This window comes from Pseudoxanthomonas sacheonensis (assembly GCF_031455975.1).
Taxonomy (GTDB): domain Bacteria; phylum Pseudomonadota; class Gammaproteobacteria; order Xanthomonadales; family Xanthomonadaceae; genus Pseudoxanthomonas_A; species Pseudoxanthomonas_A sacheonensis_A.
This window is the reverse complement of sequence record NZ_JAVDTT010000001.1, coordinates 1,377,596-1,395,361: the sequence shown is the minus strand read 5'-3', so window position 1 is coordinate 1,395,361 and position 17,766 is coordinate 1,377,596. Positions and strand designations below refer to the sequence as shown.

Annotated in this window: 24 protein-coding genes; 12 read left to right on the top strand and 12 right to left on the bottom strand. The window is 63.9% G+C overall.

Features of this window, described 5'->3' with window-relative positions:
* Positions 1–264 precede the first annotated feature (264 nt).
* Both J2W94_RS06245 and J2W94_RS06240 read right to left on the bottom strand, forming a co-directional pair.
* The gene (locus J2W94_RS06245) at positions 265–2,130 is read right to left on the bottom strand and encodes a Calx-beta domain-containing protein (RefSeq protein ID WP_310091163.1); all 1,866 of its coding nucleotides are present in this window, start codon (positions 2,128–2,130) and stop codon (positions 265–267) included.
* Positions 2,131–2,376: 246 nt separating this feature from the next.
* Complete coding sequence (locus J2W94_RS06240) at positions 2,377–3,384, bottom strand: cupin-like domain-containing protein (RefSeq protein WP_310091161.1); 1,008 nt, start codon at positions 3,382–3,384, stop codon at positions 2,377–2,379.
* A 128-nt stretch (positions 3,385–3,512) separates the two neighbouring features.
* Between J2W94_RS06240 and J2W94_RS06235 the strand changes: the two genes are divergently transcribed.
* The 3 genes from J2W94_RS06235 to J2W94_RS06225 all read left to right on the top strand — a co-directional run bounded on the left by J2W94_RS06235 (position 3,513) and on the right by J2W94_RS06225 (position 4,950).
* A complete protein-coding gene (locus tag J2W94_RS06235; RefSeq protein ID WP_310091159.1) occupies positions 3,513–3,845 on the top strand; it encodes a hypothetical protein in 333 nt (110 codons plus the stop codon).
* A 35-nt stretch (positions 3,846–3,880) separates the two neighbouring features.
* Positions 3,881–4,219 carry a tRNA-binding protein gene (locus J2W94_RS06230; RefSeq protein WP_310091158.1) on the top strand — a complete coding sequence of 113 codons (339 nt, stop codon included), beginning with the start codon at positions 3,881–3,883 and terminating at the stop codon, positions 4,217–4,219.
* A gap of 116 nt (positions 4,220–4,335) precedes the next feature.
* A complete protein-coding gene (locus J2W94_RS06225) occupies positions 4,336–4,950 on the top strand; it encodes an HD domain-containing protein (protein ID WP_310091156.1) in 615 nt (204 codons plus the stop codon).
* Here the strand turns inward: J2W94_RS06225 and J2W94_RS06220 are convergent.
* Positions 4,947–5,450 carry a M48 family metallopeptidase gene (locus J2W94_RS06220; protein WP_310091154.1) on the bottom strand — a complete coding sequence of 168 codons (504 nt, stop codon included), beginning with the start codon at positions 5,448–5,450 and terminating at the stop codon, positions 4,947–4,949. The genes J2W94_RS06225 and J2W94_RS06220 overlap by 4 nt on opposite strands.
* A gap of 38 nt (positions 5,451–5,488) precedes the next feature.
* Here J2W94_RS06220 and J2W94_RS06215 point away from each other — a divergent pair, with 38 nt between their 5' ends.
* Positions 5,489–5,650, top strand: coding sequence for an oxidoreductase-like domain-containing protein (locus J2W94_RS06215; RefSeq protein WP_310091152.1), 162 nt, complete (start codon positions 5,489–5,491; stop codon positions 5,648–5,650).
* A 14-nt stretch (positions 5,651–5,664) separates the two neighbouring features.
* Here the strand turns inward: J2W94_RS06215 and J2W94_RS06210 are convergent, their stop codons facing one another.
* Together J2W94_RS06210 and J2W94_RS06205 are read right to left on the bottom strand one after the other, a co-directional pair.
* Complete coding sequence (locus J2W94_RS06210; protein WP_310091150.1) at positions 5,665–5,991, bottom strand: YkgJ family cysteine cluster protein; 327 nt, start codon at positions 5,989–5,991, stop codon at positions 5,665–5,667.
* A gap of 10 nt (positions 5,992–6,001) precedes the next feature.
* Positions 6,002–6,688, bottom strand: a complete 687-nt coding sequence (locus tag J2W94_RS06205) for a class I SAM-dependent methyltransferase (protein ID WP_310091148.1) — start codon at positions 6,686–6,688, stop codon at positions 6,002–6,004.
* Between the two features lie 257 nt (positions 6,689–6,945).
* On the opposite strand from J2W94_RS06205, the gene J2W94_RS06200 reads away from it, so the two are divergent.
* A complete protein-coding gene (locus J2W94_RS06200; RefSeq protein ID WP_310091146.1) occupies positions 6,946–8,088 on the top strand; it encodes an SGNH/GDSL hydrolase family protein in 1,143 nt (380 codons plus the stop codon).
* Here J2W94_RS06200 and J2W94_RS06195 read toward each other — a convergent pair.
* Positions 8,029–9,516 (bottom strand): phospholipase D family protein, encoded by a 1,488-nt coding sequence (locus J2W94_RS06195; protein WP_310091143.1) that lies wholly within the window; start codon positions 9,514–9,516, stop codon positions 8,029–8,031. The genes J2W94_RS06200 and J2W94_RS06195 overlap by 60 nt on opposite strands.
* 107 nt (positions 9,517–9,623) lie before the next feature.
* Between J2W94_RS06195 and J2W94_RS06190 the strand changes: the two genes are divergently transcribed.
* A complete protein-coding gene (locus J2W94_RS06190; protein ID WP_310091141.1) occupies positions 9,624–9,968 on the top strand; it encodes a RidA family protein in 345 nt (114 codons plus the stop codon).
* Between the two features lie 390 nt (positions 9,969–10,358).
* On the opposite strand, the gene J2W94_RS06185 is transcribed toward J2W94_RS06190, so the two are convergent.
* A complete protein-coding gene (locus tag J2W94_RS06185; protein WP_310091139.1) occupies positions 10,359–11,069 on the bottom strand; it encodes an rRNA pseudouridine synthase in 711 nt (236 codons plus the stop codon).
* A 120-nt stretch (positions 11,070–11,189) separates the two neighbouring features.
* Between J2W94_RS06185 and J2W94_RS06180 the strand changes: the two genes are divergently transcribed.
* The 4 genes from J2W94_RS06180 to J2W94_RS06165 all read left to right on the top strand — a co-directional run bounded on the left by J2W94_RS06180 (position 11,190) and on the right by J2W94_RS06165 (position 13,091).
* Positions 11,190–12,047 carry a PA4780 family RIO1-like protein kinase gene (locus J2W94_RS06180; protein ID WP_310091609.1) on the top strand — a complete coding sequence of 286 codons (858 nt, stop codon included), beginning with the start codon at positions 11,190–11,192 and terminating at the stop codon, positions 12,045–12,047.
* Positions 12,048–12,153: 106 nt separating this feature from the next.
* Positions 12,154–12,663, top strand: a complete 510-nt coding sequence (locus J2W94_RS06175; RefSeq protein ID WP_310091137.1) for a DUF1993 domain-containing protein — start codon at positions 12,154–12,156, stop codon at positions 12,661–12,663.
* A 29-nt stretch (positions 12,664–12,692) separates the two neighbouring features.
* Positions 12,693–12,890, top strand: coding sequence for a hypothetical protein (locus J2W94_RS06170; protein ID WP_310091135.1), 198 nt, complete (start codon positions 12,693–12,695; stop codon positions 12,888–12,890).
* Between the two features lie 48 nt (positions 12,891–12,938).
* Entirely contained in the window at positions 12,939–13,091 is a 153-nt protein-coding gene (locus tag J2W94_RS06165) for a hypothetical protein (RefSeq protein ID WP_310091133.1), read from the top strand.
* Between the two features lie 135 nt (positions 13,092–13,226).
* On the opposite strand, the gene J2W94_RS06160 is transcribed toward J2W94_RS06165, so the two are convergent.
* Both J2W94_RS06160 and J2W94_RS06155 read right to left on the bottom strand, forming a co-directional pair.
* Complete coding sequence (locus tag J2W94_RS06160) at positions 13,227–14,480, bottom strand: TIGR03862 family flavoprotein (RefSeq protein WP_310091131.1); 1,254 nt, start codon at positions 14,478–14,480, stop codon at positions 13,227–13,229.
* Between the two features lie 6 nt (positions 14,481–14,486).
* On the bottom strand, positions 14,487–14,918 hold the full coding sequence (locus J2W94_RS06155; protein ID WP_310091129.1) for an FKBP-type peptidyl-prolyl cis-trans isomerase: 432 nt from the start codon (positions 14,916–14,918) through the stop codon (positions 14,487–14,489).
* Positions 14,919–14,991: 73 nt separating this feature from the next.
* Between J2W94_RS06155 and J2W94_RS06150 the strand changes: the two genes are divergently transcribed.
* A complete protein-coding gene (locus J2W94_RS06150) occupies positions 14,992–15,357 on the top strand; it encodes a DUF6164 family protein (RefSeq protein ID WP_310091607.1) in 366 nt (121 codons plus the stop codon).
* Positions 15,358–15,417: 60 nt separating this feature from the next.
* On the opposite strand, the gene J2W94_RS06145 is transcribed toward J2W94_RS06150, so the two are convergent.
* From J2W94_RS06145 to J2W94_RS06135, 3 genes are read right to left on the bottom strand one after another with little or no spacing between them, the layout of a single operon-like run.
* The gene (locus tag J2W94_RS06145) at positions 15,418–15,957 is read right to left on the bottom strand and encodes an SRPBCC family protein (RefSeq protein ID WP_310091127.1); all 540 of its coding nucleotides are present in this window, start codon (positions 15,955–15,957) and stop codon (positions 15,418–15,420) included.
* 22 nt (positions 15,958–15,979) lie between these two features.
* Positions 15,980–16,423 (bottom strand): SRPBCC family protein, encoded by a 444-nt coding sequence (locus tag J2W94_RS06140; RefSeq protein ID WP_310091125.1) that lies wholly within the window; start codon positions 16,421–16,423, stop codon positions 15,980–15,982.
* On the bottom strand, positions 16,420–16,791 hold the full coding sequence (locus J2W94_RS06135; RefSeq protein ID WP_310091123.1) for an ArsR/SmtB family transcription factor: 372 nt from the start codon (positions 16,789–16,791) through the stop codon (positions 16,420–16,422). The genes J2W94_RS06140 and J2W94_RS06135 overlap by 4 nt, the downstream gene beginning before the upstream one ends.
* 90 nt (positions 16,792–16,881) lie before the next feature.
* Between J2W94_RS06135 and J2W94_RS06130 the strand changes: the two genes are divergently transcribed.
* Positions 16,882–17,619, top strand: a complete 738-nt coding sequence (locus J2W94_RS06130; protein ID WP_310091605.1) for a sulfurtransferase — start codon at positions 16,882–16,884, stop codon at positions 17,617–17,619.
* Positions 17,620–17,766: the final 147 nt, after the last annotated feature.

Here is a 17,766-nt window from a genome sequence, read left to right as displayed (position 1 = left end):
GGACCAAAGCGTCTGTTGGCGGTGAGAGAGTTTCATGTCGGTTTCCTGTTCGGACTACCAACGGTGTAGTTGGCCTGTGCGTAGTTGGCGGCCAAGGCAATGAATGGATTCTGAGGCCGTTCCGCACCATTTAACTGGCGGAAGGCGTAATCGGTTACAGATTTCGGATGGATTTGGAACGCTGCGTATTCCCTTGCGGCAGGTACCCGCACGGCCGGGATCGCGTCGCGCAATCCCGGCCGTGGCTAGCAAGAAATGTAGACATCAGTCAGTCAGCAGCGTGCGCAATCGGCTCCAAGCTTCCAACCATTGAAAGGGTATCTGCCGCAGACAGCCCAGCGCTCCGTCGCGCGACAGGCACGCGTTGCTGCTTGCCGGCGCCGGTGCCGGCGATTGCGCAGCAGCGCTGACAGGCTGTGAACTCTGGGTCGTGTTGCCCGTACCCGGACGTGCTGGCAGCGGACCGGACATGACGCGCGCATCGTCGGAGACGATGGTGCCTGTAGCTTGCGCATCGGCCAACGTCGCTCCCGCCGCTCCGCTGAGAGTCACGGTGAAGGCCTCGTTCGGTTCGCGTTGTTGGTCGCCATTGACCGTGACCACGAAGGTTCGGCTGGTCTGCCCGGCAGGAATGGTTTCGCTGGACAAGGAGCGGGCGACATAGTCGCTGCCCGCAGTCGCCGTGCCGTTGGCGGTGGCGATGTTGTAGCTCACCGCCGCGGTGGACGGACGCGACAAGGTGACGTTGAAGGTCATCCCCACCGTGCCGTTTTTGCCTTCGATCACCGACGCGTCGCCGATAGAAAGCGCCAGTGGCGCCGCGTTGACCGTAAGCGTGCTGGTGCGGGTAACGCCCGCATAAGTCGCCGACAAGGTGCCTGAAGCCAAGCTGTTGGAAGCGATGGTGGTGATGGGGAACGTGGCGCTGGTAGCGCCTTGCGCCACGCTGACGTTGGCAGGAACCGAGAACGCGCTGCTGGCGCTGCTGAGTGCGACCTGTGCGCCGCCGCTGGGCGCGGCAGCGGTGAGCGTGACCGTGCCGGTGGCGGTCTGTCCACCGGTCACCGGGTTGGGCGCGGCGCTGACCGCGTTGAGTGCAGCGGTGGCGACCACAGGTTTCCAGCCCAACTGGATCACTTCGAAGTCGCTGGCCTTGAGCGTGGCGAACGCGGGGTTGAGCGTGCCGTTATTCCAGCGCACATCGAAGGTGCCGGAGATATACAGATCCGAGCCGTTGTCGACCATGATCAGCCCGTACTTCTGCATGGCTCTGAAGATCTTGCGCGAAATCGGATCGCTGGTGCGCAGCGCCGGGTCGACGCCGCCGACGTTGGTCTTCAGACGCAGACGCGCGCCCATGGGTAGCGCGCCTGAGGTGCTGCCCGCGCTATGCGAGGCCGGATACACATGGCCGTTGCTGGCGCGCAGGGTGACGCGCAGGGCATGGGTGATTTCCGGCACGGCCGCATTGGCCGCTTCGTCGTAGCGCACCAGGCCCGGGAAGATCGCCAGGCCCGAGGCATCGGCCGAGGTCCAGCCTTCCGGGCGGCGGCCGTTGGTGTTCAAGTCGAAGAACGCGCCCGAACCGGCGTACCAGCGGTTCTGCGAGGCGTTGTAGTAGACGTTGTAGAGCTCGTAGAGATGGCGATTGGTGCAGTCGATCATCAATAGATGGCGGTCGGAGCTGCCGCGCTGGTCGACATTGCCTGCAGCGCCGCCTTCCACCCAGTGCACCTGGCTGATGGCCTGGGCGGGGATGGGGTAGAACGCGACGCCATTGCCATCGCTCTCGTCGTCGTAGTCGAAGGTGACGGTCTGCTTGGGCTGCGAGCCGTTGACGATGGCGTACGGGAAGCCATAGATGTTGGTGCTGCCCGGGGATTCTTCGCCGCCGAAATCCGGATGCAGCGCGCGGGTGCCGCCGATGAAGGAAATGTAGCTGGCCGAGGACGCATCGACCGGCGCCGCGCTGATGTCGGTGTTCCACCAGTTGTCGGCGGGAAACACCGGAGCGGCCACAGGCGCGCCTTGTACGGGAACGGTGGCGGGGCAGGATTGGGCCAGGACGGCGGGGACGGCAAGGAGCAACAGGGAGGAGGCAAGCAATCGGCACAACAGGGGACAGCGCATGCGTGTTTACTTCTTTCAACTACAGGGGAGCGGCGATGGTCGGGGCGGGGTTAGGGGGTGTCAAACGCGGTCAGGCGAGGTTTTTACCTGAATGGGTGTTGTGCGAGACGCAGGCCACATAAAGCGCTAAATGCGAGGTAAATGCCGGGGAATTGGCCGCGCTCTGACGCCCGGAGCGTCCTCAGCGCGCAGCGCCATGGGCCAGCGCACGTGGCGACCGGGATCAGGCTGGACCAAGGGTTCTGGCTACAGATAGGAGCGGATTTTCCGCTTGATCTGCTCCACCAGCGGTGGCGTCAACCGGCCCAGCAGATTGCGCCTCTCCACCGGGATATGGGCGGCGGGATCCTGATCATTGAAGACGTAGTGATCGAACAATCGCTTCCAGGCCTCGCGCTCGCTGCGGGGCAGCGGTTTCAGCGCGAGAATGGCGTGCATCAGCGCACCCAGCCCGGACTCCGGCATTACGCCTTCCGGAGTGATCGGTTTCCACCAGTAGTTCACCAGCGCGTTCAATCGCTCCAGCGAGGAGACGTGGTGCCACCACAGCGGCGGCATATAGATCGCGTCTCCCGGTTCCAGCTCGGACACCAACGATTGCGCCAACGCCTGTCGCAATCGCGGAAAGCGGGGATCGTCGGGTCGATCCAATCGCGCCATGCTGATGGCCGCACCGGTAGGGGCGAAATCCAGCGGGCCGATGTAGAGGTTACCGACTTGTTCCGGTGCGAACAGGGTGAAGCGTCGTCGGCCGCACACCACCACAGCCAAGTTGTGAGATGCATCGAAATGCGCGGGCGTGGTGACCTGGTTGCCGACCCATAGGCGTGGCTGGATCGCCGCATCCAATAGGGGGAGCGGATGTTGCTGCTGAAAGCCCGGTAGGCAGGCAGGGATCAGCGCGCTCTGCAACGCCACCCCTGGAGTAAGGCCGCCGTGACGGCTATAAGCCGCCAACCGTCGCAGAGCTTCGGTGACCGGGACGCGGAAGTGCCGATAGTTGAAGCCATCCATTTGCGCGTTGTAGCCGATGACGCCGTTTTCCTCGGGCGCCATCAACAGCGTGTCGACCTCGGTTCCGTTGTCGTATCCGGCCAAGCGAGTGGCGAAAGCGGTGTCGGATTCGCGGGCCGCCGCGACTATCGGCCAGTCACGGCACAATCCGCGGATCACCAGCGGTCGTTCGCGGTCGGCCAGGTCGGCCTGGGCGAAAGCGTGATCGCCTGCGTGGAATTCATCGATTGCGGAAGGCATGCATCGGTCCGGTGGTTGAAAGCCAACGGACGAATGCTAACGCGCCCTATGCATCGCGTCGCCGCTTGACCGACAATGCCCCAGGTGCCCCAGTACCGGTAGGCATCGAGCAACGCCGAGGACTTCGTATGCGTAGTTTCGCTCTGGTTTTCTGCCTTCTGGTGCTGTCGGCGGGGCATCCATATCCGGCCCTGGCGCAGGGCAGCGCCGCGCCGGCCATCCGCTATTCCGGCGGCGACGGACTGACGCTCAAGAAGGCCATCGTCGTGACCGGCGCGGGCAGCGCCAGCGAAGGTCTGGCTGCCGAGCAGGAATGGATACGCATCCATTACCCCGACGCAACAGTCGAATCGAAAGGAAGGGTGATCGGCCCGCCGCACTACGACGTGATTACTCTGAAACTGGCCAGCGGCTCACGGCTGGACCTGCATTTCGACATCACCGCGTTTTTCGTGGAATGAACGGCGAGCGGCCTCGAGACTCCAAGGATTCCGCGATGCAGACGATTTCCTGGGGCGATTTCGAGAAAGTCGAGCTGCGCGTGGGGCGGATCGTCGCCGCCGACCCGTTTCCCGAAGCGCGCAAGCCGGCCTATGTGCTGAGAATCGATTTCGGAGAAACGCTCGGCGTCCGCAAGTCCAGTGCGCAGGTCACCGGTCTGTACGCCGCAGAAGAGCTGGTAGGCAGGCTGGTGGTGGCGGTGCTCAACTTCCCGAACAAGCAAATCGGCCCGCTGATGTCCGAATGTCTGGTCACCGGCTTCCACAATGCCGATGGCGAGGTGGCCCTTTGCGTGCCGGATCGTGAAGTGCCTCTGGGCGCCAGATTGCTTTAACCCGCAAGGATTCCGGTCCTGCCGGGAAAACAGGTCTAAGCGACCGGCAATCCTCGCCAGGCAACAGGAATGTTTCTGGCGATATAGTGTTCGCGTGAATCCTGGCTGGAGTCGAGATGTCCGCGCCGCTGACACTGCCCACAGTGATGCTGTCCGAGCTGGAAGCGGCGTATGCGACGCCACTGCGTGCGTACCACAACTTCGGGCATGTGCAGGAAGTGCTGCATCGTTTCGCCGAGGTGACCGTCGGGCCAGGCTGGACGCAGCCGGTAGAGGTCTATCTTGCGGTGCTGTACCACGATGCCATCTACGAAGCCGGACGCAAGGACAACGAGGCACGTTCGGCCGAACTGGCGATGGCGCAGATTACGCGGTTTTTGCCGGAATCGGGCATCGATACGCTACGGGTGGCTGAGCTGATCGGCCTGACCGCGCGCCATGGACAATTCTCGCCGGTGGACTTCGGCGACGATGGTTTCTCGCTTGACACGCGGCATTTCCTGGATTGCGACATGGCCATCCTGGGCGCGGAAGCCGACGTGTTCGATGCCTACGATACCGGCATCGCAGAGGAATACCGCGGCCATGTGCCAGGATTCCTGTTCAGGCTCAACCGCAAGCGCTTCCTGAAAGGATTGCTTGCCCGCGAACGCATCTACCTGAGCGACTGGTTCCATCAGCGCTACGATGCCGCAGCGCGCGCCAACCTGCGGCGTGCCATCGCCGGCTAGGTGCCGCCACCACCGCAATCCAGATGGGTCAGGTACAGACGCAGGTCGAATTCGAGCTGGTAGTAGTCCGGCGCCATATGCGTGCAGAGTTGGTAGAACGGCTTGTTGTGCTCGCTTTCCTTCAGGTGCGCCAGTTCGTGCACCACGATCATCTTCAGGAACTCGGCCGGCGCGTCCCGGAACACGGTGGCGATGCGGATCTCGCGGCTGGCTTTCAACCGGCTGCCCTGCACCCGGGAGACGGTGGTATGGGTGCCCAGCGCGTGCTTCACCACTTGCAGCCTATTGTCGTAAACGACTTTGTTGAGCGGCTCGGCCTTGCGCAGATAGCGGTCCTTGATCTGCAAGGTGTACTCATACAGCTGCTTGTCGTTGCGCACCGCATGCGTTTCGCCGTATTTTTCGCGCAGGATGGCGCCAAGCCGGTCCTGTTCGATCAGGGCGCGCACTTGCTCCTGCAGATGGTCGGGATAGCCGGCGAGGTATTTCAACGGGGGCATGGGGCAACGATACCGGTTCGCGGCGCTAGAGTGAGCGCATGACTATTGCCGACGACCCGCCACCGCAGCGTCCCAGCGAACCGGATCCGGCCGATTGCTGCGGGGAAGGCTGCGCCCGCTGCGTCTACGACGTGTACGAAGCCGCGTTGGCGCGCTATGAGCAAGAACTGGCGGCCTGGCGCGAGCGCCACAAGGGTTAGATGAAGATTCCGTCCTACGGAATCGCCGGAGTGTCGTAACGCGTGCGGTAGATCTCGCGCTCGTCGCGGCAGTATTCGCTGCCCATGGCGAACTTGCGGCAGATGCCGGGGCGCTGGTCGTAGATGCTGCAGCACATGCGCAACGGATCGATCGCTACGCACCAGCCGTCTTCGCCATGGGCCATCACTTCCACGCCATGGTCGTTGCGCTCCACCAGATGGCGCGGAACCTCGTCTTCCGGCATCACCACCACGGTCAGCCGGCAACAGACGGCATCGCAGGCCGAGCAGGACACGGCAGGGTCGACGCCTTCCTGCAGGAACAGGGGAATCATGCTCATTGCAGCACGTTCATTGCAGCGCTCGCGAAGCATTGGCCATGGGTACGCCGCGCCGGTAGCTGAGCAGGCGACCCCGGAACGGTTCGCTGTCCTTTTCATCGAAACGGCTACGTATTTCGGTGACTTCGTACCCCTGCGAGGCCATGGCCCGGGTGAACGGTCCGCTATTGCCGCGGCCAGGATCGGTGACCAGCAATTCGGCATCGGGATTGGCGTGGCGCAGCATCATCGCCGCGATCTGCGCGGCGTGGTCGCGTTCGTACAGGATATCGCTGCCGATGATGAGGTCGAAGCTGCCCAGAGTCGCGTCCGGCACCGCCCAAGGCAGGTCGCGATAGGTCACCGCGGGAAGGTCGTTCAGGCCGGCGTTGTAGGCCAGGAAAGACTCAGCCAGCGGATGGTGGTCGCTGGCCACCACGTTGGCGCCGCGTTGCGCCAGCACCAGGCTGGACAGGCCCAGGCCGCAGCCCAATTCGAGGATGCGCTTGCCGGCCACGTCGAACTGGCTCATGGCCTCGGCCAGCACCCGGCCGGACGGCCAGACTTGTCCGAACAGGCTCCAGAGCGAGGAAGAGATGCCCGCACGCTGCGCCTGTCCGGTGGGGTCGGCGAACTGCTGCAGGTCGCTGAGTGCGCGGATGCGATAGTCGTGTCCGCCCAGACGGACGGTCAGCAAGCGGGTGGCATAGCCCGGCATGGGCGCTCCAGGAATGGCGTCGCAGAGGATCCCGCTGGCGGGAGGGAGGACGCGGGGAAAGGAGCGAAGCGGGCGACTGGAGTACGGCCGGGCGAGACGCGCGAGTGTGACCCCGACATCCTACGCCAGCCTTCCTGAAGGCAGCCGTCTTGCCTGCGCGGCTGTTTTCCCGAAGATCCGGAATCGCCAGACCAGGCGCGGGTCCTGGCCGGAGCCGGCGCACCTAACCGTTTCCCATTGAGTGCACGGGGAATCGCATGCTGCCTGCGAAACGGTCGACGTTCTGGATTTACCTCGCTCTGATCGGCGCCGTGGCGTTGTGCGTGTACTTCTATCGGACCAAGGTGATTCCCGCACCGACCGCATCCGACGGTGCGGTGTCTTTGGCGGTGCTCGGCGATTCGGACAGCCATGCCTACCACGACTCGGTTTTTTTCCCGCCCGGAAGCGCCAAGCGGGGCGGCGCCTATCGTCCGACCACCTGGCAGTGGACCGAGCTGTTGCAGCGTCTGCGCGGGCGGCAGCTGGATCAGGGCGAATGGGGGATTCACGGCACGCGCGGTGCGGTGGCGCGTGCCAACCGTTGGCTGGGACGGGAAGGCCGTTCCCCGCCCAAGCAGGATTACCACTACAACTTCGCGCTCTCCGGCGCCGATTGCAGCGACCTGCTGGAAAGTTATTCGCAACAGACCAGGGCGCTGCTTTCGCTGATGAATCAGGAACCGGCGCGCTGGCGCAATGGGGTGGTGCTGATCCGCATCGGCGTCAACAGCTTCGGCGATGCGCGGGATCTGGAGCAGTTGGCCCAAGACCCTCGGGCGCCAGCGGTGCAGGAGAAGATCGCCGCCTGTGTGCAGGCCATCCAGGGTTCGGTAGCGTTATTGCGCAGCCACCATCCAAGCGTACGCATCGTGCTGGTCGGGATCTTCAACAATGCCGATTGGCCGAATTACCTGGACCGCTGGCACGATCCGGTGCAACTGGCCAACATCGGCGAGGGCCTGGATGTATTCGACCATGCGCTGGCCGGGATGGCGCGCGCCGATCCGCGTATCGCCTTCTTCGACGATCGCGCCTGGTTCGCTTCGCGCTGGGGCTCACGGGACGGAGAGGGGCGCCCCGCCTACCGCGACCTGGTGCTGGGCAAGTTGCGGGTGCGCAACGTGGCGGGCGACGGGCCGGAACACACGGTGCTTGCCGACGGCCATGCCGGCAGCGCATGGAATGCGGAATGGGCGCGCGCCCTGGTCGACCTGATGAATGCGCGCTTCCAACTGGCGGTCGCGCCGATCAGCCGAGCCGAGGTCATTGCCGCGCTCGGCCAGAAAGAGGCGTCTGCGTCAGAAGCTCGACAGGCCGGTGGCCTCGGTAAAACGGTAGCGCCAGTAACGCAGCCGTGAATCATCGGCATAACGGGCATAAGGCAGACTGATCCGGCGTCCGTCGGTATTGCTCCAGCTTTGCTCGAAATAAGCGGCCGCCCGCGCCATCACTGCGGTATCGGCGGCGGCCAGCACACGCACGCTGCTTTCCAGGTTGTAGTCGTCCAGATTGCGTCGGGTGTAGTTGGCAGAGCCTACGATCAATTCCGTTTTCCCTGCGGCGCTGCGCTTGAGCATGAATTTGGCATGGCATTGCTCGCCGTGGGTGTCGCACCAGCGTATGGGCACCCCGGCGCCGTGCAGTTCCAGCGCGGCCTGGCGATTGGGAATGCCGTTCTTCTTGCGGCCGAACGCATCCTCGTTGGGATCCAGCAGCACGCGTATGCGCACGCCGCGTCGCTGCGCTGCCGCGACTTCCTTCACCAGTCCACGGTGGGAGAAGTAGAACACCGCGATGTCCAGCCGTTCGCCCGCTTTGGCGCTGGCGATGCCGGCGAGCAGCGCATCGCGGATACGGCCCTCGGTAACGACCTGCACCTGGATGCCGTCGGCGACTTTGGCGGGGAGGGCGGGCGCTTCGATCGACGCCAACGGCTGCGGCCAACTTGCGCCGGACATGGCCGCTGCAGCACGCTCGCTTTGCAGCAGGTCGAACGCGGCCGGACCGCGGAATCGCACAGCCACATTGCCGTGCGCGCTACTGCCGTCATGCGGGTTGGCGCTGGCTACCAGCCCTACCCAGTCGTCGCCCGAATCGACCACCAAGGTCTTGCGGTGGTTGGCGTTGAGGTTGAGCAAGGCCAGATAGCTACGCAGTGTGACCTCGCCTTGGCCGAACGGACTTGGCAGCCAGCCACCGCTGTCGCTATTGCCCAGCCATCGGCAGCACAGTTGCCAGAGTCCTGACCATGCGGGATTGGGCGCGCGGATCCGGGCCAGATCGGTGACCACCACTTCGATGCCCGCCGCGCGCAAGGCGTCGACGTGCTTGGATTTCATTCCGCCGTAGAGCGTGTTGATGGGGTCGGTGATCATCACCACCTGCAAGCTGGGCACCGCCCGTTTGCGTTCGACCAGCGCCTGGGTCAGCTGAGCGCTCAGGGGACGCAGGACCGGCGCGGCATCTGCCCCGGTGAAGTCGTTGAACAGGAACATGTCCACCACGACCACGCGTTGCGCCTGTCCGATCAGACGAAGGACTTCATCGAACACCTGCTGCTCGCTATGGCGCACGCCGACCGCATCGACATAGGTGATGTCGGTGAGCAATGCCACGTCATAGGACGGTGCGAGGGGAAAGTCTCGGCCGATGCCGGCGGGCAGGGGCTTGTAGACCTGCCAGAGGGCCGAAACCAAATAACAGGCGAAGAATGCCAGCAACAGGCGCTTGCATCCGCGCAGGAAGCGACCTTTTGCGGCCTCCGAGGAGACGATGGTTCCGTCCAAACTGCCTACCCCATGGAATCCGTTGCGTCGACGGACGGATGTTACGGGATGGCGAGCACTTCCCGTAGGATGGATCGGTACCCTTAGCGATCCACGGAGGAAGTCCCATGATCCAGCGATTCGAAATCGGCAAGCGTCTTTCGGAGATGGCGGTCCACAACGGCACCATCTACCTGGCCGGCCAGGTCCCCGAAGACACCAGCGTCAATATCCAAGGCCAGACCAAGCAGGTGCTGGAATCCATCGACGGTTTGCTGGCGCAGGCCGGCAGCGACAAAAGCAAGATCCTGCATGCGCAGATATTCCTGCCCGACCTAGGCGATTTCGCCGCGATGAACGAGGTCTGGGAGGCCTGGGTAGTGCCGGGACATACGCCCACGCGCGCCACCGTGCAGGCCGCGCTGGCCAATCCCAAGTGGAAGATCGAGGTGGTGGTAACCGCCGCAGTCTAGAAACTCGTGGGAGCGCCGTCCCGGCGCGAGCTTCTGCTCTTTGTCGATCAAGTCAAGGCTGATCAAGTCAAGAGCTCGCGCCGAGACGGCGCTCCCACGACGGCGGTATGCCCATCAGGGCATTATTTGCTCTTTTTCTTTTCCTGCTTCTCGGCGCGCTTTTCCTTCAGCGTCTTGGTCGGCGCCTTCTTCTCGCTTTTCTTCTGGTCCATTCCCTTGCTCATGGCAAGCCTCTCGTCGGTAGGTGGGTGATTGTTATTTATTAGGCAGAGTTATTAGGTAGAAGCGGGGGCTGCGGCGGCGAGGCCAGCGCAGCGCTTAGTTTCGGCATCGGGATGCGTCGCCGTCAATCATCGCAAGCGTGACCGCGGTTGCGTTAACAGCAAACATTCAGAAGCGTTCGCCGACCGGAAGGTAACGCCATTCGCCGACCGGCATCTTGCTCAGCGGGATACGGCCGATGCGGATGCGGCGAATGGACAGCACGTCCAACCCTACCTGCCCGCACATGTGCCGCAACTGCCCCGGCCGCACCGCTTTGATCGCAAAGCGCAGGCGGTTCTCGCTCTGCCAGCTGACTTTGGCGCGGGGCAGGGCGCGGCCCTGGTAGAGCATGCCGTCGCACAGGCGCGGCAGGCCGTAGGGGGCGAGTTCGCCGTCCACTTCCACCACGAACTCCTGCTCGATCATGTCCGCATCCTCGCTCAATCGCCGCCAGACGCGCCCATCCTGGCTCAGCACCATCAGCCCGCTGGCTTCGGTATCCAACGGCATCAGCGGAGTCAGACGCGCGAAATGGCGCTTGAGCACGCGAACCTCCGGGTCGTCGCCTTCGGTGCGACTGGCGGGAGTTGCCAGTTTGGGCGTGGCTTCGAACTCGATGCCTGCCGGTTTATGCAGCAGCAGGGTCGCCGGTTCTGCGGCTTCCAGGTCGGCTTCCGGGTCGATCAGCACGGTTTGGGTGGTGATGGGGTGTTGAGGAGCGTCGATCACTTCGCCATCCACGGTCACCCAGCCGCCCTGGATGTACTGGTCGGCCTCACGTCGGGAGCAGCCAGCGATTTCGGCGACGCGTTTGGCCAGACGGACGGGTTCGGACATGGGAAGGCGTGCGGTTGCGGGCGTGCAGTGTAAGCGCTTGCCTGCAAACGGTCCGTTTTCTCCGGTTCGGGCCGCCGGGCAGGCACAATGGGCGCCCCCACTGGCCGAACCCCGCACTGGATGAAGACCCCGCAAGGCCTGCAAGCGCTGATCGATGACGGCGTGATCGACGAAGTGATGCGCCCGCTGAAGAGCGGCAAGGAAGCTGCCGTGTACGTGGTGCGCTCCGGCGACGATGTGCGCTGCGCCAAGGTCTACAAGGACATGGCCCAACGCAGCTTCAAGCAGCGCGTGCAATACCAGGAAGGCCGCAAGGTGCGCGGCAGCCGTGAGGCCCGCGCCATCGGCAAGGCCAGCAAGTACGGGCGCAAGCAGCAGGAAACGGCCTGGAAGAACACCGAGGTCGATGCGCTCTACCAGTTGGTCGAGGCCGGCGTGCGCGTGCCGCAGCCGTTCGGGTATTTCCACGGCGTGCTGGTGATGGAACTGGTCACCGATGCGGACGGATTCTCCGCGCCGCGGCTGGGGGAAATCGACCTGAGCCCGGAAGAGGCGCGCGATTACCACTCCTTCCTCGTTCGCCAGGTGGTGCTGATGCTTTGCGTTGGCCTGATCCACGGCGATCTTTCCGCGTACAACGTCCTGGTCGGCGCGGAGGGACCGGTGGTCATCGATTTCCCGCAGGTGGTCAGTGCCGGCGGCAACAACGCGGCGCGCGCCATGCTGTTGCGCGACGTCAACAACCTCACCGCGACCCTGGGCGCGTTCGCTCCGGATTTGCTGGATACCTGGTACGGCGAGGAGATGTGGGCCTTGTTCGAGCAGGGCGACCTGCTGCCGGATACGCCGCTCACCGGCAAGTTCGTGCACGACGAGCGCAGCGTGGATCTGGATGGCGTGCGCGACGCCATCAACGACGCCCGCGAGGAAGCACTGATTCGCCAGCAGGGCCGCGAGGCCGCCGCCGAACAGGATTGATCATTCGCATTGTGCGGGTAGGAGCGATGTGAGTCGCGATGAAACCTACCGCGAAATCTACATCGCGACTCACGTCGCTCCTACATCCATTTCAACAGGAATAAAAATGACCATTCTCCTTTACGCTGCTTCCGTTCCGGTATTCCAGCAACTGCTCGGCAGCCTGGACCAGCTGCTGGCCAAAGCCGAAGCGCACGCGGCCGAACGCAAGATCGACCCGGACGCATTGCTGCAGGCGCGTTTGTTCCCCGACATGTTCCCGCTGGCCAAACAGGTGCAGATCGCCTGCGATTTCGCTCGCGGCGTGTCCGGCAGGTTGGCGGGGGCCGAATTACCTGTCTTCGACGGCGAACAGAAAACCTTCGCCGATCTGCGCACGCTGGTGGCGGCAAGTCTGGATTTCATCGGCGGTTTGGACCCTGCGGCCTTCGAAGGCGGCGAATCGCGCGAGATCGTGCTGCGTCCCGGCACCCCGAAAGAGCGCAAGATGGAAGGGCGGAACTACCTGTTGCACTACGGTTTTCCGCAGTTCTTCTTCCACGTTACCACCGCTTACGACCTGCTGCGCCACAATGGGGTGGAAGTCGGCAAGCGCGACTTCATGGGCAATTACTGAACCGGCGCCTTACCGAATCGAGACCACCAATGACCAACCGTTCACCGAAACCCTGGGACCGCAAAAATCCCTTGAGCGCCGAAGCGCATACCAAACTGACGTCGGAACAGATCGAGCAGGCCAAGGCGCGCGCCGCAGCGGCCGGGCGCAGTTATCCGAACCTGGTCGACAACATGTACGTCGCCGCCCAGGCGCGCAAACAGGGCAAGCGGAAAGCATCGGCCTGATGTTTTCCGCGAGCGATTGTTCTCACTTACTTCGATCGGGATAAGAAAATGAGCTGGCTGGGAATGCTGCTGATCGTGCTGGGCATTTACCTTGCATTGAAGGTCGCGGGCTTCGCACTGAAGCTTGCGCTGTGGGTGCTGGTGATCGCCGGCGTCTACTGGTTGCTTGCGCCGTATTTGGGGTTGCCGGTTCCCTTCTGAACACATCACTCAGTGTCATGAGAGTGACGCGGAAACCTAACCGAATTTCAACACGGCGATGGATATTCTTCCGCCACGTCCGCGATCGTCGCGGGCAGGGATAAATTCCTTGCCGGGCCATGGCGGACGACCAGATCAGGACGGCATCGACGCCTTCAGCCAAGCCACCGCGCCTTCACCGGCGCGGTGGCCGCTGGCGAAGCAGGCAGTCAGCAGATAGCCGCCGGTCGGCGCTTCCCAATCCAGCATTTCGCCTGCGCAGAACACGCCGGGCAATGCTATGAGCATCAATCCGTCGTCCATCGTCTCCAGTCGTACGCCTCCGGCGCTGCTGATGGATTCCGCCAGTGGACGCGGACGTTTCAGCGTCAAAGACAGTCGATGGATGGTGCGCGCGAGCAGCGCGGGATTGTCGAGCTGGGCTTTGTCCAGCATCTCGTAGATCAGCGCAGCCTTGACTCCGCTGATGCCCGCCTGGCGGCGCAGGTGTTCGCTGACGCTGCGGTGGTCGCGGGGCTTGGCTAGTTCCTGCTGCAGGCGTTCGAGACTGCGTCCCGGCGCCAGGTCGAGTTGTAGGGTGGCGTGGCCGTTGCGGGCGATGGCTTCGCGCAGTTCGGCGGATAGGGCATAGATCAGACTGCCTTCGATGCCGTCGGCGCTGATCACGCATTCGCCCTGCAGTTCGTGTTCGCGGCCCTCCGCATCCCGCCAATGGGCGATCACGGGTTTCAGCGGCGTGCCGGCATGGCGCGCGGCCAGATGTTCGCTCCAGTCGATATCGAAGCCGCAGTTGGCCGGCTGCAAGGGCGCGACATCGATGCCTCGTTCGGCCAGCAGCGCCTGCCACGCGCCGTCGGATCCCAGCTGCGGCCAGCTGCCGCCGCCGAGCGCGAGCACCACCGCATCGGCGGTTACGTCGGCCTCGCCATCGGTGGTGGCGAAACGCAGGGCAGCGCCGTTCCAGCCCAGCCAGCGATGATGCACATGGAAGCGCACTCCGCTTTCGCGCAGGCGGCGCACCCAGCCGCGCAGTAGCGGCGCGGCTTTCAAGTCGGAAGGAAACACGCGTCCCGAGCTGCCGACGAAAGTCCCCACGCCGAGTCCACTCGCCCATTCGCGCAGGGCGCCTGCGTCGAACTCCCTCAACCAGGCGCCCACTTCGTCCGCACGTTCGCGAAAACGCTGCACGAATGCGGGCGTCGGCTCGGAATGGGTAAGGTTGAGCCCACCCTTGCCGGCGATGAGAAATTTGCGCCCGACCGATCCCTTGGCCTCGTACACATCGACTTCGATACCCGCCGCGCGCGCGACTTCAGCGGCCATCAGACCCGCGGGGCCGCCGCCGATCACGGCCAGGCGCAGAGAGGTCGCAGCAGGAGCAGAGGTCATGGCGGATCAGTGCGGCTTGACGGCAAGTAGCTCGACTTCGAATACCAGCGACGCATTCGGCGGAATCACGCCGCCCGCGCCATCGCGGCCGTAGCCGTAATCGGAAGGAATCAGCAAGCGCCGCTTGCCGCCGACCTGCATGCCGGCGACGCCGTCGTCCCAGCCGCGGATCACCTGTCCGGCGCCGAGCAGGAAGGTGAAGGGCTCGCCGCGATCGACCGAGCTGTCGAACTTTTCGCCGCGCATATCTTTGGCTTTCTCGTCGTAGAGCCAGCCGGTGTAGTGCACGGTGACATCCGAGCCCGCGGTCGCCGTAGCGCCGGCACCGGGTTTTTCGTCGATGCGTTGCAGCTCGGCGACGCTGCCGCCGGACGGCGGGCCGGGATCGGCGCATGCGGAAAGGGCAAGCAGGGCAAGCAACGGAAGTGCGAAACGCATGGGGATTCCTGATCTCGGGGCGCGCAGGGTAGCGCATGCGGCCGCTTTCCTGCTTCGCGGCTATCATGTGGTCATGGCCAAACTCCTGCTCAACCTGCGCAACGTGCCCGACGACGAAGCCGAGGAAGTGCGTGCTTGGTTGACCGAAAGCGGCATGGACTTCTACGAAACCCAGCCCAGCCCCTGGGGGATCTCGTCGGGCGGCATCTGGATGCGCGAGGATGCGGACATCGTTCGCGCCAAGGCCTTGATGGCCGAATACCAGGCCAAGCGGCTGCGGCAAGCCAAGGCCGTCCAGGCCGCCGCACGCGACGACGGCAGCGCGGAAACTTTCGGCAAACTGTTCAACCGGCGTCCGTTGTACGTGCTGGCGGTGCTGGGGGCCATCGTCGGCATCGTGGCGTTGACGCTGGCGCTGCCGTATCTGTTCCTGGGCTAGGCGGGAAGTTTTTGCCCGTAAGCACCCCGGTAGGCGCCGGGGCGCGGCTTTCCGGCCAAGTTATGGAATGATCTTTTCGTACTCGGCTTCCAGACGCGTATGCGTGTCCCAGAAACCTGCCGGTTCGCGGCCTTCCAGCTTGTCCAGCAGTATTCCCAGGTGCGTATGCCAACCACCGGCGACGCTGAGCATCTGCTCGCGGTCGGGCAGGCGGCTATGCACGAGGATCAGCTGCACCGCATCGCCGCGTGGAATCAGCTCGAAACGGACGTGCGAGGTGGCTTCGCCTTCGCCTTCGCCCCAGTCGTAGGCCAGCAGTCGCGGCGGCTCGCAGGCGGTGATGCGGCCGCGCATGCGGCTCTCGCCTGCGTGCGCCGCGTACTTCGGGGGCGGAGTGCCGTCATGTCCAGTCAGCTCGGAATTCCGGAACACGTGTTCCACCGAACCGCCTTCCTTCAATTCCATATCACCGGCCGCCAGCCATTGGCGGCGCTTTTCCGACTCGGTGAGATACGCCCAGACCCGTTCTATCGGACCGGGCAGGGTACGTTCGATGCGTACGGTGAGGGGAGCGATGACGGTTGCGTAGGAAGCATTCATGGTTGTCCCTTGTGTCGTGGGGTCAGAAAAGCCCGGCGAGCGCGTCGAGCATGGTGTTCCAGCCATCCTGCGTGCGTTGCGCGTACTCGGCCCACTTCGCATCCATCGTGTGGACGAGGGTGAGCACGCTGCCGCTGCTGGAGGCGGCGATATCGATCCGCACCTGGCTGGGCGCGTCGTCCGAATCGCCTTTGATCGCCCAGGTGAAGACGAGGCGATGCGGACGGTCCATTTCCAGATAGGTGCCGATGTGGTCGACCAGCTCGCCCTTGCGTTCGACCTTCAGCGAAAAGCTGCCGCCTACGCGCGGATCCACGTCCAGGCGCACCACGTTCTCGTCGCGCACACGCGGGCCGAACATCCATTGCCCCAAGGTGCGCGGCACCAGCCAGGCGTCGAACACGCGTTCGGGCGGGGCATTGAAGTAGCGGGTGATGCTGACTTCGACGGGTAGGGTGGGACTCATTTGTTCTTTCCTTTGGCGGGCTCGATGGGTTCGGTGCGCAATGCGAGTTCCAGCGCATCCAGGCGTTCGCTCCAGAACTGCTGGTAGTACTGCAGCCATCGCTCGGCTTCGGCCAAGGCTTCGGCGCGCAGCTGGCAGAGGTGGGTGCGTCCTTGGATCCGTCGTTGCACCAGCCCAGCCCGCTCGAGCACCTTGATGTGCTTGGAGGCCGCGGCAAGAGAAATCTGGAAGGGCGCGGCCAGCTCGCCCACGCTGCGAGGCTGCATGCTCAGACTGCGGAGCATGCGGCGACGGGTGCCGTCGGAGAGGGCCTGGAACACCGAATCCAACTGCGGGGAATCCAGCTGTGGAGAGTCATATTCAACCATGGGGTTGAATATTAGCCGTTGCCGCTTGACTGTCAACCATTTGGTTGAATGTTTTCTTTGCGCGGGTTGGCGGCATTTACAATGGCGTCCATGATTCTCAATACCGCCGCCTACCATTTCGTTCCGATCGCCGATCCGCCCGTCCTGGCCGCGCAGGTACGCGCGTGGGCGGAGCTGGGGCCGTTGCGGGGTACCGCACTGATCGCGCCGGAAGGGGTGAACCTTTTCCTGGCGGGAGAGGAGCAAGCCATCCGCGCCTTCTTCGATCAGCTCATGGCCGATCCGCGATTCGCCGAGCTGCGGGTCAAGTACAGCCGTAGCGGTACGCAGCCCTTCGCGCGTCTTAAGATCAAGGTCAAACCGGAAATCATCAGCTTCCGTCGCGACGAGACTTCCCCCTTGGCCGGACGCGCGCCGGCAGTCGCTCCGGCGACGCTCGCGCAGTGGTTGCGGCAGGGCCATGACGACTCAGGCAAGCGCGTGGTGCTGCTGGATACGCGCAACCGACAGGAAGTGGAGTACGGCACCTTCGTCGGCGCGTTGACCTTGCCGATAGACAAGTTCACCGATTTGCCCGCGGCGATCGAGCCCCATCGCGACGGACTGGCCGATGCGACGGTGGTCAGCTTCTGCACAGGAGGCATCCGCTGCGAAAAAGCCGCGCTGTGGATGCAGGCGGCTGGCATGGACAACGTGCTGCAGCTCGACGGCGGCATCCTGGGCTATTTCGAGCACGTGGGCGGGCAGGGCTACGACGGTCATTGCTTCGTGTTCGACGAACGCGTCGCGCTGGACCCCGAACTCAAACCGCTGGTGGACGCGGCCTGACAGGACGTCGTGTCGAGCTGCATATCCGTGAGAGCGGCGTCCCGCCGCGAGCTCCTAACTGGTGCCCACACAACAAGCACGATGACTTCATCGAAAGTGGAAAGCTCGCGGCGGGACGCCGCTCCCACGTCGGTCGATCGAGTGCGT